We start from the raw sequence: 15310 nt of genomic DNA on the forward strand, positions 1-15310 counted from the left end.
TCCCGAATATGAAGAAGCTGCTCTTCTCGAAAGATTAACTGAACCTGAAAGAGGAGTAACTTTCAGAGTTGTTTGGGTTGACGATGCTGGTAAAGTACAGGTTAATAAAGGATACAGATACCAGTTCAACAGTGCAATCGGACCTTACAAAGGCGGTCTCAGATTCGCGCCAAACGTATATCCCGGAATCATCAAATTCCTCGGATTTGAGCAGATTTTCAAAAACAGCTTAACAGGGCTTCCTATCGGCGGCGGCAAGGGCGGTTCCGACTTTGATCCTAACGGAAAGTCAGACGCTGAAGTAATGAGATTCTGTCAGGCATTCATGACTGAATTATACAGACACATCGGACCTAACACTGATGTCCCTGCAGGAGACCTCGGTGTCGGCGCCAGAGAAATAGGTTACCTTTTCGGACAGTATAAGAGAATCGTTGACAGATATGAAGGCGTTCTCACCGGCAAAGGAATTCCTTACGGCGGACTCCTCGGAAGAGCAGAAGCTACAGGATTCGGTATCGTATGGTATGCTGAAGAAATGCTAAAGGCCAATGGCGAAGACATTAAAGGAAAAGATGTTGTTATCTCAGGATTTGGTAATGTGGCATGGGGTGCTGCATGGAAACTGCAGCAGTTAGGCGCTAACCTGATTGCATTCTCAGGTCCGGACGGATACATTTATGACCCTGACGGCATCAACACTGATGAAAAGGTTGATTTCCTTCTTGAACTCAGAGCATCAGGTAAAAACATCTGCTCACCTTATGCTGAAAAATTCCCTAATGCTAAGTTCACTGCAGGCAAAAAGCCTTGGGGCGTTCATCAGGACTTCGGAGCTAATGTTGATTTGTTCATCCCATGTGCAATGCAGAACGACGTACATATGGAAGATGCTAAAAACATTGTTGAATCAGGCTGCAAATTCTATTGCGAAGGTGCTAACATGCCTACAACTAACGATGCTCTCGTTTATCTGATGGATAAAATGATTGCTGTAGGACCTTCTAAAGCTGCTAATGCTGGCGGCGTTGCCTGCTCATGCATCGAAATGGGTCAGAACGCAGGACACACTGTATTCCAGCATGAAGACGTTTATGCACAGCTGCACCAGATTATAAAGAATATCTACAGCGCTTGTGCAAAAGCCGGAGAAACTTATTTTGGCAATAAAAACGCTCTGGTACAGGGTGCTAACATCGCCGGTTTCGAAAGAGTCGCTGAAGCTATGATGGCTCAGGGATTAGTATAAACCAATAGCCATTCAAAAAATATCAGCCCAGTTCAATTAATTTTGAACTGGGCTTTAATAATATAGTAAAACTTATTTCACAACACAGCTACTCCCCGTCATTTTATAATATTTGTTTAATTTTTGAGCAGCTCCTTTTACCAAAACTCCACCTGCCAAACTCAGACAAGCACATATTACAATCATAGGGATAAATTGAACGGATAATCCCAACTGAGGGCCTATAGCGCCGACTACAGCATATGATATTCCTATCAGCCCCAATATGGTTCCCATATCTTTTATGCTATAGCTGTCGGTTATCATAATCGGATTAAGTGTTGTCATGCCGTTATATGTAAATCCCTGTATTATGCATATAACAGCATATGCCGTAAAACTATTTACTCCGAGAACTACAAACCCTATCAATAATATGCCATTTATTATTCCGAGAAAAAAAGTTGTCCTATATGGCCCTATCTTATCTGAAACGATACCTATGATAATTCCTCCCAATCCGGCACCTACTCCGAATGCAGAAACCACCCACGCAGAACCCATTTCATTGATACCATATATATTTTCTGCCAGAACAGCAATATCAGTTACCAACACATTACCTATCATCTGAATGGTAATAATTGAAAAGAAAATCATGTAAAACGCCGGGTGAGTCAATGCCTTTTTCCAGCCCATAGACGGCAATGCCTTCTCGTCTCTGCCTGCAATGGTCTCTGCTATTTCCTGTTCATCTGCCGCTTTTTGGATCTCTGCCTGCAATTTTTTATCTCCTTGTGTAGGATCGTATACCAACATAGTGGCAATAAGCAAAACTATGGTAAATACTGCACCTTCTCCCACAAGAACGCTGCTAACCGGAAAGGACTGTATATAATATGCCAATACAGGAGATATTACAATGCTCCCTATTCCCTGTGCACCAAACATAATACCCATAACAAGCCCTTTATTACGAGGAAACAAGGAATTTATAAGCGCTACATTACATATATACACACCATACATTGCCAATCCTGCCATAATTCCCTGCATAATCGCAAATATCATAACATTTGATGTCAGTCCGCTTATAATTATTGCCACACCATAAAGTATGCCTGATGTTACCTGTACTTTTTTCACACCGAATTTATTCATAAACCATCCGCCTATTAAAAATGCAGGAAACTCACAAAACATAGTTAATGTATATGCCAAGACTATTTTATTTTCAGACCAACCGTAAGCCTCATTTAACGGTCCGACAAAGACTGCCAATGAATAAACAGAACATATACATAATTCCATCAAAATAATCATTACAAGTGATATAGCTTTTCTACTTTTGGGAACCTTTAATTGAATCATTGAAGTAACCATAATACTTCCTCCTTAATATGATTTTTATAATTCTTTCAGTTCTTTATCTATTGCTGCTAAAACTTCCCTGTTAAGTTTAGAACCGACAAAAGGGGCAACAGATTTAAGCTTCATACCCATCGCCATATCTATACGCGGATCCTTTGTAAGGCCTGGCGCATATTTTTCGATTATCCTTACCGCCTCCTCATTTGATAATATTTCTTTTACCGTATTTGATATACCTTTAGAAAATTCCTCTGTACCTTTTTTTTCTTTTGAATTTTGATTAACCTTTCCTGTTCCTGCAGCTGCCTCAAGCGCAATTTCCGCAAAAGCTTTACCGACAGGTTCCAGCTGATCAATAGGAATTCTGTCAGGTTTATCAGACGGATGATAAATATACATCTGAGGAGAGACCATGCTGACTATGGGAATTCCATCTTCATTAAAACAATATGCATCCGATATTACTTCGTTTTCTGAAAACTCATATTCTTCCTGATCAAGACCTCTCCCTACATCTGTTTTAACAAACAGAGTTTTATCAAGACCATACTTAACATATTTTTCCTTTACGATATCATACAAGCCGGATTGATTAGATACATACACAATTCTAAATTCAGGTTCTCCTGTTTCATATTCATTGTAATTTTCATCAAAAGCAGTTTCTTTTCCTATATGTTCAATACAAAGATCGAGTATAAGCTTTTCACCATTGGAATGTCTTGTACGTATGAATTCTTCATGCCCGACATAATTAGCATAATGAGTATCTGTAGCTGCAAACATCATAGTTTTCTTGCGTTCTTCCTCAGGTATCTGAGAAAAATATTTAGCAAGAGCCATCATCTCCGATATCCCTGAACCATCCTGAACCGCGCCTGTGAAAACAGCATCATGATGTGAATGAACCAGTATTATCTCATCAGATTGACCCGGCAGTTTTCCGCTTACATTCCTTGCAGTTCTGTAATTATAATCAGAACGCAGTTTCATAACTCCCTTCAGCACTTCTTTTTTCCTGAATTTGTCTCTGAGAATATTTCCGCTGCTTCTTGATATCCAAACTGCCGGCAAAGCCATATATTCCGTTTCCAAAGGAAGTCCGATATCCGTATAATCTTCATTGTACCAATACGGATCATCATAATAATCATCCAATATCCCTATAAAACCTTTTGCTCCTGCTTTAGAAGCATTGATATAATTAAAAGGCCATGTTCCCGGAGTAAAAATATTGTATTTTTTCAGCGTTTTTTTAAGCTTTCCTTCAGGATCAAAAAGCTCCGCCTCTTCAAAGATATCCATACGCATATCAGCACTCATTTTCTGAAAACGCATATCACTGACAACAATTTTCCCGGTCAGATCTAAATCTTTTACATCTTCCTCACTACCTTCTCCTATATATACGAATTCTGCTTCCGATCCGTCAATTCCAATCTCAAAAATACCTGTCTCTGCTTTTCTGTTAGTTCCATTTCCCGCAAAACATTCAAAATCATCGCCGTCTATATTCAAACTGCATATATCGGTATTTAGAAACACTGCGGGAACCTCCTCGATTTTGATATCCTCAAGTCCAAATTCATTGAATTTGGAAGCAATATATTCAGCTGACTTTCGCCCTTCCTCTGAGCCTGTTTTTCTGTGCCCCCACTGCGATAAATCACATATCCATGAAAAAATTTCTTCTTTTTTAGGAAATAATTTTTCTTTAAACTTTATTTTCATCTTTTAATCCTTTCTTAATATTTTAAGCACCCTTCTTCAACAACTACTTTTCCATTTTGTATTACATAACGAATATTTGAATTATCACATAATATTTCTATATCTTCTGCAGGATTCTTTATAAGTACCAAGATATCTGCTAATTTCCCCACTTCTAAAGTTCCTGTCTTATGATCCATTCCTAACGCTTTTGCAGAATTCAGCGTAGCAGAAGTAATTATTTCCGAAACAGTCATCCCTATATGCTTCAAGGCCTTATATTCCTGCATAGTATATTCTCCATACGGAGTCACTGGTTCGTATACAGTATCCGAACCCATCGCTATCTTCACACCCTTTTCCTTTGCCTTGGAAAAATTGTCGATAATCATATTAGTATACATTTCAAGTTCTTCATCTGAATACAAAGATGTTTCAGGGCCACCATCACTTCTCTGATGAAATGCAAATGTCCTTATGGGTTTTTCCTCTTCTGAACCCAAATCAAAACTGCCGCTTGCATTTGTCAGAAGATTTATCGTTGGAACAAGAATAATTCCTCTTTCAATCATTAGCTCCATACATTCCTCATCTAACATTTCTCCATGTTCTATTGTATCTACTCCTGCTTTTATACACTGTTTAATTGATTCCAGGTTCTCAGCATGAGCACACACCATAGTTCCACTGATTTTATGTGCTTCATCACATATCATTTTCATTTCTTCAAAAGTATAATGTACATCAAATACATTATCTGTAGCCCAATTCCCACCTCCTGAAGCCCAAAACTTTATCTGATCTGCACCTTGCCTGAGTATCCTTCTCACCCATTTGCGGCATTCCTCGGGACCATCTGCCAGCACAGCCCACTGATGCCGTTTTTGCACCATCTCCTCAGAAAACTGAAATGTATCACAGTGTCCGCCTGTTCTCGCAAGACCCGGACCACAAGCTATGATTCTCGGCCCCACTATGCGTTCCTCTCTGAAAATTCTTTTTAAATAAAGGCCATTCCACGAAATATCCCTGCACGATGTAATTCCGCTTTTCAGCAACGTCTGAGCATCTCCAACAGAACGCATTCCTCTCATAAGATTCGGTTCTGAAATAATATCTCCATCCAAATAAAGTCCTTCTCCACGTCCTCCTGATAGATGAATATGTGCATCTATCAGCCCCGGCATCACATAATGACCTGCAAGTTCAATTTCCTGAAATACGTTGTCTGCTTTGTATTCAGACATATCATCAATCTGCATGATGTGTCGCCCGCTTACCGCTACAAACATATTTTCTTTTATTTCTTTTCCGTAACCATCAATCAAGTTTACATTTTTCAACACATAATTTTCCTTCAATTCCATGAAACCCTCCGCTTTAAATAGATTCCTTTAAACACCTTATCATTTTTATGCCTTTTTTTATGGTTTTGAATTCTCTCTTTAATTCGATGATGAACCTTATCATTTCCCTGCGTATCGCTTTGCGCATCATCTTTATTTCCTCTTTAAAATCTTCATCCCCATTTTCAATTTTTTGTTTTAACTGTGTCATCAAAGGATAAAAAGTATAACAATTCAGCTCCTTTCCTGATGCCCACGTTCTTCTTTTTTCATACTCTTTTCCATTTATCTGATGACACATTTTCTCAGATATCATCTCGCTGAAGTAATATGAAATCCCCGCCATATCAACTTGAAAAAGACACTGTTTTGCCTTTTCAGGTTCTTTATTTCTTAAAAATTCCTCCGCTTCCTCCATTAGCCCTATGTTCATAAGATATTTTCCGCTTCTGGAAATGAGAAAATCCGACGGAGCAACCGCATCTATTTTAGTTTGAAAAAAGTCGAATATCTTCAAGATATACGAATTATATCTGCGAGCATTATCATAAAACTCTCTCTGCTTATCTGTGTCAATTCCAGAATCCACTTCCATAAAATATTTTTGATTTTTATCCTTTAATTCTTTAAGCAATATTTTCGAAGCATCTTCTAAAAGTTTAAGCTTATATTGCATTCTTCCCGTTTTTATCCCCTGTTCTTCCAGAGAATCAAAATCTGATTCAACACGTATACGTTTAGACTGTGCCGAAAAATCAATTTCCAGATATGGAAGCGAATCCAAATATATCCCTAATCCCCCATAGTACCGAATTGAATCTCTTAATGCATCTGGATTGTAGCTTTCCCAGTTATCATGATTTGAATGGTCTCTGCCTATATATGCTGATTTTCCCTCAAGCTGTTCTGTAATAATATCATTGGTATATACCGGAATTCCCGCTGTGCAGTATGAAATCCCGTCACACCAGGATAAACCATTATATAGCTGTGAACCCGTGCCTGCTGATTTTTTTTCGAAACCTCCGGTAAGCTCCGGAGAATAATTGATATAATCAAACAAATTAATCTCATTCCCTATTGTGGTAACAGCCTTCAATTCTTCAAGAGCAAGAGCTGCATATTCAAAATTGATATCAGCAATCACTTTATTTTTCCATTCTGTCATCTTCTTTTTTATAGTCTCGTATGAGCCGGTAATATAAGGATATTTTGTATCAATCATCCCACACTCATGTGCCCCATGAAAAGCAAAGATCATACTCCTCTTCGGTCTGTATCCTGAACGCATAACGGCATGAGCTATACCCAGCAAAGCTGCACATGACGATATATTATCCTGAATACAGCGAAAAAAATGGTCAAGATGAGCAGAAAAGACTATTTTTTCTTCACTCATACTCCCCGGTATTTCTCCCAGCACATTATATGTAACTCCTACATCAGGAGTATAAACAGCATCTACAGTCAAATTGAGTTCTATTTCTCCGACTTTTTTCAAAATACCTTTCAAATAATTAGCATGTTTTAAACTAATACCCATTATAGGAATAGGCGATTTATTCATGGGCGTCTGTACACGTATCGTTTCTTCATTGAGTACACCCTCCCCTGCATAAATCAACAGTGCGGCAGCTTTATTTATTACAGTTTCCTCAATCTGTGCTATCAGATTCCCAGCTTCTAAAACATCCATGCCGCAAAAAAGTGCTATCTTACCCTCTATATTCAAATTTTTCAGTTCATCTCTCGTTGCTGTACCTACATCTACCAAGCTTGCAGTTATACCGTTGCTGCCTGTTCCCGGAGATCGATAACCATAAGGTCTAATTTCCATATGTTCAATATTATCGATATCTGAAATCACACGAAGCCGGGCATCATTAAACTGATATTTGCTTACAGGGGTTTCTACAATTTCTACTTTTTCTACCCCTATACTGCGAAGCTGCTGCGCTATATATTCAGCACCTGCATGTTCAGCATCACTGCCTCCATGTTTTCCGCCATAAATCAAACTGTCTCCTATAGCTGAATAATCTCTGACAAATTCTGTCCACCGGTCAGTATCAACCTTACTGCAATAACGTTCAATATTCTGTTTCAGTGTCTTACATTCCAAATTATCACTCCTTTCTCATATGCAGCCTCTTTCAAAACTACACACTCATAATATTCCGAAAAATCTTTTTTTAAACATATGTTGATTATTTTTTGTGATCTTATTATAATTAAGATCTGACGTAAAAACCATATTCAATATCAACCGAAAATGTCAATTAGCAGACAGTTAAACAATCCTCTGTCTATTAACATGTTTTAAAAGGAAAAAAGGAGTACAATATGAACAATTCCGACAGACGTGTAAAAAGAACAAAAAGACTCCTCAAAGAGTCTCTTTCAAAATTATTGCAAACAAAGGAACTACATAATATTTCTGTCAAAGAGCTGACAGATCTCGCAGATGTTTCACGAGGAGCTTTTTATACCCATTACCAAGATATCTATGATTTATATGATCAGATGGAAAGCGATCTGTTTAAAGAAATAAATAATATTATTATTAAAGAACCCACCCATAAATATAATGAAGTGTATAAAACTCTGATCAATTACATATATGATAACGCCAATATATGCCGCATTTTTATGTTAAGAAATTCTCCCGGAACCTTTAGAAATAAGATGACAAATTTTTTTGAAGAAAAATTCCACTCTATCGTCCTCTATGAGATGGATATGCCTGAAATGAAAGAAGAGTGGAAATTCATATCACGATATCAAAACGAAGGATTTATTTCAGTATTAAGTCTTTGGCTTGAAACAGATCTTATTTATCCAAAAGAAAAATTATTAAGATTACTTATAGATATAGATTCAGTCTGTGATCCTCTATATACATAAAAAACGATACTTTTATAGGTATCGTTTTTTACATATTTATTTTATCGCTTATTTCACTCCTGCCTGAAAAATAACTGTTCCGTCTTTCAGCTTACCTACTATTATCGTTTCCTTATTTTGAACCTCCGTGTACAGAAGAATCTCATCCCCCAGCATTGCTTCTTTCGAAAAGTTCATGATAAAACTGCCATAATTGTTTTTTCCCAGTACGCCACTTATAATATCAGCATATCTACAATTATTGACATGTCTGTTAACATCAAGATCCGCTTCTGTTACAACATGACTGCCTGCCTTCACAGGATCTACAGCCTTTATCTTTTCTATTCCTTCCTCAAAAGGAACGTGATCTATATATTCTCCGTCAAAATTTATATCTGTTTTCTCCAGCTTTCTTGTCCTGAAATTTATTATACACCAGTGACTCATTCCTGCTGCTGTAAGAATACCCTCACCATCACGAAGGTAATAATCCCTAAAAAAAGTCAATCCCTTTTTGGGCCTTGGGTATGTGGAGAGTATATACTCCTTCTCCGAGATGAGCTTATCATATATCTTAAATTTCAGTTTAGACAAGACCCATATCCTGTCGTCTCTGATTAACCCATCATACCCATACCCCAGAGAATCAGCATGATGAGATGCAATCTCCTGAAAATGATACATTATACTCGAGGCTTTCACATTGCCATTCTCATCCAGATCTGATCTGTTAAAACTTATTTTCTCTTTTAGTTCAAGCATATTTCCTCCAGAATTTTTTAATAAAACTTTATTCTATTCCGCAGATTTCAAAGCTTCTGCCATATTTATCCGCTTAAGCTTCTGCCTCAGTATCACATCTACTATAAAAGCGAATCCTAAAACTACAACTACAGTCAAACCGAAACTGACAGGCTCTATTACCTCATTAAAGGACACAGCATCAACTACTATCCTGCTCATAATAAACTTATGAAGAGCAAATCCCGAAGGCAAGCCTGCCGCTATTCCCAAAAGTACAAGGATAAAATTCTCACGAAAAACATAAGAGCCTGTTTCCCTCGGATAAAATCCCAACACCTCTATAGTAGCTATTTCACGCTCTCTTTCTGTTATATTTATATTCCCAAGATTAAAAAGCACGATAAAGGCCAAAGCTCCGGCGCATCCGATCACCAATATTATTATATAATTCAGACTTACCATCATATCATCTACACGGCTTTTGGCATCTTCATTTATGGATATACCTATAACTCCATCAAACTCATTGATACTCTCTGATATATTATGAATATCGATTCCATCTTTAAATGATACAAACAAAACTGATGGTTCATACGCTTTCCCCATGTCCTGCTGATAGGTTTCCTCATTAATATATATATAGTTGGAAACATAATTTTTATATATTCCCGCGACTTTAAGTGTTGCTGTTTTTGTATCATCATAATTTAATTCTATAGTATCGCCAGCTTTAACCCCCAACATCTCAGCCAGTTTATTGTTTATAAGAGCTTCTCCTTTTCCCGGATAAGATATTTTTTTTCCGTCTTCGGTAAAATTCACAGCTTTAAGAATATCTCTGTCATCAGAAATCATAAGGCTGCATGATTTGTTGGCATCAGGACCTTTTGCATTTACAGATGTCTGCTGTAGTAATGCTGCATTGGAAAGTTCTTTTCCATATTCATCCTCAAATCGTTTTTTCAAATCTTCTCCCGATTGTTCGAAGGCCACTGTCATATGATATTTCTCTATCTCAGAATACTGATGGTCAGCAATTCCCGCCACAGAATCATTTATTCCGAATCCTGCCAGCACAAGCGATGTGCAACCTCCTATTCCCAGAATCATCATTATCATCCTCTTTTTGTACCGGAAAATATTTCTGGCTGATACTTTATGCAGAAACTTCATATGTTTCCAGATAAATCTAACTCTCTCCAAAAATATACGTTTCCCTGCTTTCGGGGCTTTCGGCCTCAGGATCTCCGCAGGCATATGTTTAAGCTGACCCCTGCATGCCAAATACGTAGTTCCTGTAGAACACAACAGTGACACAGCAAGAGATACTAAAGCCAACTTCCAGTTAAAATAAAATTCAAGAGGAGCAAAACCAAACATCATCCCATATGCCTTCCATATGAAAGACGGAAAATATTTTGATCCTGCAAAAAAACCTACAGCACACCCTAAGATAGCAGCAGACCCCGAATATATCATATATTTAAGCATTATCCTGCCCGGAGTATATCCAAGAGCACTGAGAGCACCTATCTGCGTTCTCTCCTCATCTATCATTCTGGACATAGTAGTCGAGCATACAAGTGCTGCTATCAGGAAGAAAAATACAGGGAATATTTTTGCAATGCTGTCTACAATATCAGCATTGCTCTCAAATGAACCAAAACCCAGATTATCCTCTCTATCCTGAACAAATATTTCCGGTTTTTCAAAATTTTCCAGATCTTCTTTCGCTTTATTTATTTCTGTCTGCCCATTGGAAAGCTCTGCCTCAGCCGAAGCAAAGCTTCTTTCAGCTTTGCTTTTATTGGAATAATAATCACTGTATCCGTTTTTTATCTGCCCTTCAGCCAAATCCAGTTTCTTTTCGCCCTCTGAAACTTCCTCCAGTCCTCCCTCTATTTGAGAGAGATTTTCCTCAAGCTGTAAAAGTTGTGTCTTCAAAGTTTCCTCAGTCTCCGCCGGAGCCTGAGGATCAAGAGATTCGATCTGTTGTTTTACTTCAGCTATCGCTGATACTACCTGTTGTTTTTGAGAATTAAGAGAATCTTTCTGAGAATTTATCTGTTCTCTGGATGAATTCATCTGAGAACTTTGTTCATCAAGCGTATTTTTAGCACTGTTTAACTGCCCATATACTGAATTTTTTTCCTCTTTTAGCCGCTGTCTTCCCTCATCAATTTCCTGCTGTCCTTCATCGATCTCCGACTGCGCTTCATCAACTGCCTGCTGATATCTTTTTGAAGCCATGCTTTCTGCAGCATTGATAACCGCATCTTCCGTTTTGGCTATATTACTGTAATATTCGTCACTGAACACAAACCCTTGTTTCTCAGATACCGCAAAGATCTCCGTGAAATACTGAGAAGTAAACCCCTTCGCAGGCATATATACATAAGCTTCTATCTTCCCATCACCTAAAGATGTCGTCCCCCTGTCTGTTTTCATCATATAATAAGGAGAATTTACAATTCCTACTATCTTATATTCTTTATATGTCAAAGCATCACTTGTCTGCTTACTGTTTTCACTCGTTACCTCAAGAGTCTTTCCTATATCACTCTCTCTAAAAAAATGACTGTCTGCCACACATTCGTCATCACTTTCGGGCATACGGCCTTTTAAAAGATCTACCTTATTTACTTTATCAGTTATAGAATGCGCTCTGATTATGATGGAATTACCTATCCTGTCTTCCGAAAAGAAATCTGCTGTCACAGATCCTTCTGCTTCCGATACCTGTTCTACATCACTTACAGCAGAAACATCTTCTTCTGTAAACCCATATGTTGATACGATACGAAAATCATACATATTATATCGATTAACATATTCATTACACGTAAGCATCATAGAACCTTTAGTATTTTTCACGCCGGCAAAAAATCCCACTCCCAACGCAATAATGGCAAAGATCGCTATATATCTGCCCATACTCTGGAATATAGTCCTTCTTATATTCTTGAAATAAATATTCCCCGACATCTTTTTCGCCTCTACCATTCTATCTCTTCTACGGAAACCACATTATCATTAAGCTTGACTGATGCTACGGTACCATTCTTTATCTTAACTACCCTATCCGCCATGGCAGTAAGAGCCGAATTATGGGTTATTATCACTACTGTCATACCACTTTTTTTACAAGCTTCCTGCAAAAGCTTCAATATAGATTTACCCGTCTCATAATCAAGAGCTCCTGTAGGCTCATCACATAAAAGCAGCTTTGGATTTTTTGCTAAAGCTCTGGCTATAGCCACTCTCTGCTGCTCTCCCCCTGATAACTGAGCCGGAAAATTATTCATTCTGTCTTTAAGACCTACAGCGGCTATTACCTTCTCACTGTTCAAAGGATTTTTTGAAAGTTGAGAAGCAATTTCTACATTTTCAAGAGCGGTCAGATTAGGTATGAGGTTATAAAACTGAAAAACAAAGCCTATATCTAACCTTCTGTATGTAGCCATTTGCTTGGTGGAAAGAGAAGATATATCCCGTCCGTCCAGAATCACATTTCCTTCAGTAAGAACATCCATACCGCCAAGGATATTGAGCAGCGTAGTTTTTCCTGCTCCTGACTGCCCTACTACTACACAGACTTCGCCTTTCTCTATTTCAAAAGTCACTCCATGAAGCGCTCTCACCTCCACATCTCCGGACTTGTATATCTTTCCTACATTTTCAAATCTCACAAATGACATATCACGAATACACAGATTCATATCTGATTCTGCGCTCTCCTTTCACCCATCAGTTATTATATTTATTTTACTCTTATATTTTGATTATGACAACTAAAATTGACGATCATGTCTTTATACTGTGTTTATTCTATAAATAATAATACTTTTGACTCCTTGTTACTCTGTAATTCCTTATGATATAATTCTAATATTAATGTGTTTTAGAAAGGATAATCATTATGAACAACGAAGTGCTTATTTCCGGACTGGGGCTTCTGGCCACCTTTATCGGTATGGCTGTATTGATCTTCAAAAGAGTCTCCCCCATCATAATAGGCCCCTTGGCCGCTATACTTGTTTGCCTTACCAGCGGACTGCCTCTATTCAAAGGAGTAACGGAAACCTATATGTCCGGTACCACCGGATTTTTCCTGTCATACTTTTTTATCTTCCTTCTGGGAAATATTTTTGGAAACATATATCAAAATTCAGGCGCCGCCGCAAAAATAGGCTCTCTCATTTCCAAAAAATTCGGAGCAAAACACTGTATGCTGGCCTGTATGATGTCCGCAGCAATCCTAAGTTACGGGGGAATAAACAGTTTTGTCATTATTTTTTCCGTATATCCCATAGCTCTTAAACTGTTTGAAGATGCTGATCTTCCCACATATCTGCTTCCCGGTATAGTCTGCGGAGGTATGTGGACTTTCGCCATGACCGGTCCGTTTACACCTCAAATACCTAATGTTGTGTCTATGCAATACCTTGGCACGCCTTCCTATGCAGGACTTATCCCAGGCATTACAGGAGCCGCAGTAATGGCAGTATCCATAATAATATTCATGAACCATTCAGCTAAAAAAGCACGGCTTCGCGGAGAACATTTTCAATGGCCGGAAGGCGTCAAACGAGTAGAGGAAGAAGACGATTCACCCAACGGAATATTGTCAATAATACCATTAGCTCTCGTATTAATACTATTCAATATTACTAAACTGGATATAATCATATGTCTGCTTATAGGCATAATAACGGCTCTTATCCTGTTTCACAGACATCTCCCCAAGCCGGAGATGTTGGACATGTTCAACAATGCCGCAGTCTCTTCTGTAACTGTAATCATAAATACAGCTGTAATCGTAGGATTTGGTTCAGTCGCAAAAGCAACGCCTTTTTACCAGTATGCCACAGACGTACTGCTTAACTCAGATGCCAACCCCTATATAGTAGCCGCTGTTGGAGCCAACATATTTGCAGGAATACTGGGTTCTGCCTCCGGCGGTATATCTCTCATGTACGAAACACTTGGAGACACTTTTATAGAATACGGAAGTCAAGGGTATAATCTTGGATTCATCCACAGACTTTGCTCTGACGGCTGCGGAGGACTGGACTCTCTGCCGTGGAATGGTTCGATAGTATCAGTATTCGCTATATGCAATACCACTCACAAACTTTCATACAAATATAACTTTGTTACATGTCTGATTGTCCCGGTAGCTGCCACCTTCCTCGTCGCTCTGCCGTTATGTATCATAATAGGATAACCTCAGGAGATATAAAATGGATAATGTAATATTTGAAAAAAAACAACATACGGCCCTCATAACTATAAACAAACCTCATACGCTCAACGCTCTCTGCGAAAGCCTTATTTCCCAGATCAATACGGCTCTGGATACCGCGGAAAATGATCCTGAAATATATACAGTTATCATAACCGGTTCAGGCAAAGCTTTTATAGCAGGTGCCGATATAAAAGAAATGTACAGAAAAAATGAAACAGAGATAGCCGTATGGGCTGCTCTGGGAAGTGATCTTAATATGAGACTTGAAAACATGGATCTTCCTGTCATCGCAGCTATCAACGGATATGCACTTGGGGGAGGTCTGGAGTTAGCTCTCGCATGCGACATCAGGATAGCATCCGAAAATGCCCGCATGGGACTTCCCGAAACAAGCCTCGGTGTCATCTGCGGTGCCGGAGGCACGCAGCGACTTCCCCGTACTGTAGGTGAAAGTATAGCAAAGGAAATGATATTCACTGCAGAAATCATAGATGCACAAAAAGCATTGAATATAAGACTAATCAACAAAATCACCTCAAAAGAAAATCTTCTTAATGAAGCCATCAGTCTGTGCAGAGCAATAGAAAAAAACGGTCAAATAGCCGTAAAATCTGCTAAAGAAGCCGTCAATATATCACGAAATTCCAGCATACAAGGCGGCTGTCTGATAGAAAGAAAAATATTCAGTAAACTCTTTTCTACAGACGACCAAAAAATAGGAATGGGCGGCTTTCTCGCAAAAGAAAAAAATATAAAGTTCAAAAACAAATAAAC

General features: G+C 38.4%; 11 protein-coding genes. 4 read left to right on the forward strand and 7 right to left on the reverse strand.

The features are described 5' to 3' along the window. On the forward strand, window positions 1–1249 hold a 1249-nt coding region (gene gdhA, locus ACLR96_RS06205), incomplete at its 5' end, for an NADP-specific glutamate dehydrogenase (protein ID WP_412265440.1). A 72-nt stretch (window positions 1250–1321) separates the two neighbouring features. Here the strand turns inward: gdhA and ACLR96_RS06210 are convergent. Genes ACLR96_RS06210 through ACLR96_RS06225 form a run of 4 tightly spaced genes read right to left on the reverse strand, consistent with a single transcriptional unit; the run spans window position 1322 to window position 7777 of the window. Continuing rightward, entirely contained in the window at window positions 1322–2611 is a 1290-nt protein-coding gene (locus tag ACLR96_RS06210; RefSeq protein WP_177268497.1) for an MFS transporter, read from the reverse strand. A 24-nt stretch (window positions 2612–2635) separates the two neighbouring features. Beyond that, a complete protein-coding gene (locus tag ACLR96_RS06215) occupies window positions 2636–4330 on the reverse strand; it encodes a M28 family peptidase (protein ID WP_177268499.1) in 1695 nt (564 codons plus the stop codon). A 14-nt stretch (window positions 4331–4344) separates the two neighbouring features. After that, window positions 4345–5676, reverse strand: coding sequence for an amidohydrolase family protein (locus tag ACLR96_RS06220; protein WP_177268501.1), 1332 nt, complete (start codon window positions 5674–5676; stop codon window positions 4345–4347). A gap of 13 nt (window positions 5677–5689) precedes the next feature. Then, entirely contained in the window at window positions 5690–7777 is a 2088-nt protein-coding gene (locus tag ACLR96_RS06225; protein WP_177268503.1) for a M28 family peptidase, read from the reverse strand. A 221-nt stretch (window positions 7778–7998) separates the two neighbouring features. Here ACLR96_RS06225 and ACLR96_RS06230 point away from each other — a divergent pair, with 221 nt between their 5' ends. Next, entirely contained in the window at window positions 7999–8559 is a 561-nt protein-coding gene (locus ACLR96_RS06230) for a TetR/AcrR family transcriptional regulator C-terminal domain-containing protein (protein ID WP_177268505.1), read from the forward strand. A 48-nt stretch (window positions 8560–8607) separates the two neighbouring features. Here the strand turns inward: ACLR96_RS06230 and ACLR96_RS06235 are convergent, their stop codons facing one another. Genes ACLR96_RS06235 through ACLR96_RS06245 form a run of 3 tightly spaced genes read right to left on the reverse strand, consistent with a single transcriptional unit; the run spans window position 8608 to window position 13007 of the window. Next, window positions 8608–9303 carry an acyl-ACP thioesterase domain-containing protein gene (locus ACLR96_RS06235; RefSeq protein ID WP_177268507.1) on the reverse strand — a complete coding sequence of 232 codons (696 nt, stop codon included), beginning with the start codon at window positions 9301–9303 and terminating at the stop codon, window positions 8608–8610. Between the two features lie 33 nt (window positions 9304–9336). Next, a complete protein-coding gene (locus ACLR96_RS06240; RefSeq protein ID WP_177268509.1) occupies window positions 9337–12291 on the reverse strand; it encodes an FtsX-like permease family protein in 2955 nt (984 codons plus the stop codon). Next, window positions 12285–13007, reverse strand: a complete 723-nt coding sequence (locus tag ACLR96_RS06245) for an ABC transporter ATP-binding protein (RefSeq protein WP_412265443.1) — start codon at window positions 13005–13007, stop codon at window positions 12285–12287. Before ACLR96_RS06245 ends, ACLR96_RS06240 begins: the two co-directional genes overlap by 7 nt. Window positions 13008–13207: 200 nt before the next feature. Here ACLR96_RS06245 and ACLR96_RS06250 point away from each other — a divergent pair, with 200 nt between their 5' ends. Both ACLR96_RS06250 and ACLR96_RS06255 read left to right on the forward strand, forming a co-directional pair. Beyond that, window positions 13208–14515, forward strand: a complete 1308-nt coding sequence (locus ACLR96_RS06250) for a GntP family permease (RefSeq protein ID WP_177268511.1) — start codon at window positions 13208–13210, stop codon at window positions 14513–14515. Between the two features lie 16 nt (window positions 14516–14531). Continuing rightward, a complete protein-coding gene (locus tag ACLR96_RS06255; RefSeq protein WP_177268513.1) occupies window positions 14532–15308 on the forward strand; it encodes an enoyl-CoA hydratase-related protein in 777 nt (258 codons plus the stop codon). Window positions 15309–15310 lie beyond the last annotated feature (2 nt).

The sequence above is a fragment of the Lentihominibacter sp. genome, from assembly GCF_046951855.1.
In the GTDB taxonomy this organism is placed as follows: domain Bacteria; phylum Bacillota; class Clostridia; order Peptostreptococcales; family Anaerovoracaceae; genus Lentihominibacter; species Lentihominibacter hominis.

What these genes read in the sequence shown, in the direction of transcription:
- ACLR96_RS06240 (WP_177268509.1), bottom strand. Translation starts at nt 12,291, where the DNA reads ATGGTAGAGGCGAAAAAGATGTCGGGGAATATTTATTTCAAGAATATA.
- ACLR96_RS06220 (WP_177268501.1), bottom strand. Translation starts at nt 5,676, where the DNA reads ATGGAATTGAAGGAAAATTATGTGTTGAAAAATGTAAACTTGATTGAT.
- ACLR96_RS06215 (WP_177268499.1), bottom strand. Translation starts at nt 4,330, where the DNA reads ATGAAAATAAAGTTTAAAGAAAAATTATTTCCTAAAAAAGAAGAAATT.
- ACLR96_RS06255 (WP_177268513.1), top strand. Translation starts at nt 14,532, where the DNA reads ATGGATAATGTAATATTTGAAAAAAAACAACATACGGCCCTCATAACT.
- ACLR96_RS06230 (WP_177268505.1), top strand. Translation starts at nt 7,999, where the DNA reads ATGAACAATTCCGACAGACGTGTAAAAAGAACAAAAAGACTCCTCAAA.
- ACLR96_RS06245 (WP_412265443.1), bottom strand. Translation starts at nt 13,007, where the DNA reads ATGAATCTGTGTATTCGTGATATGTCATTTGTGAGATTTGAAAATGTA.
- ACLR96_RS06235 (WP_177268507.1), bottom strand. Translation starts at nt 9,303, where the DNA reads ATGCTTGAACTAAAAGAGAAAATAAGTTTTAACAGATCAGATCTGGAT.
- ACLR96_RS06210 (WP_177268497.1), bottom strand. Translation starts at nt 2,611, where the DNA reads ATGGTTACTTCAATGATTCAATTAAAGGTTCCCAAAAGTAGAAAAGCT.
- ACLR96_RS06250 (WP_177268511.1), top strand. Translation starts at nt 13,208, where the DNA reads ATGAACAACGAAGTGCTTATTTCCGGACTGGGGCTTCTGGCCACCTTT.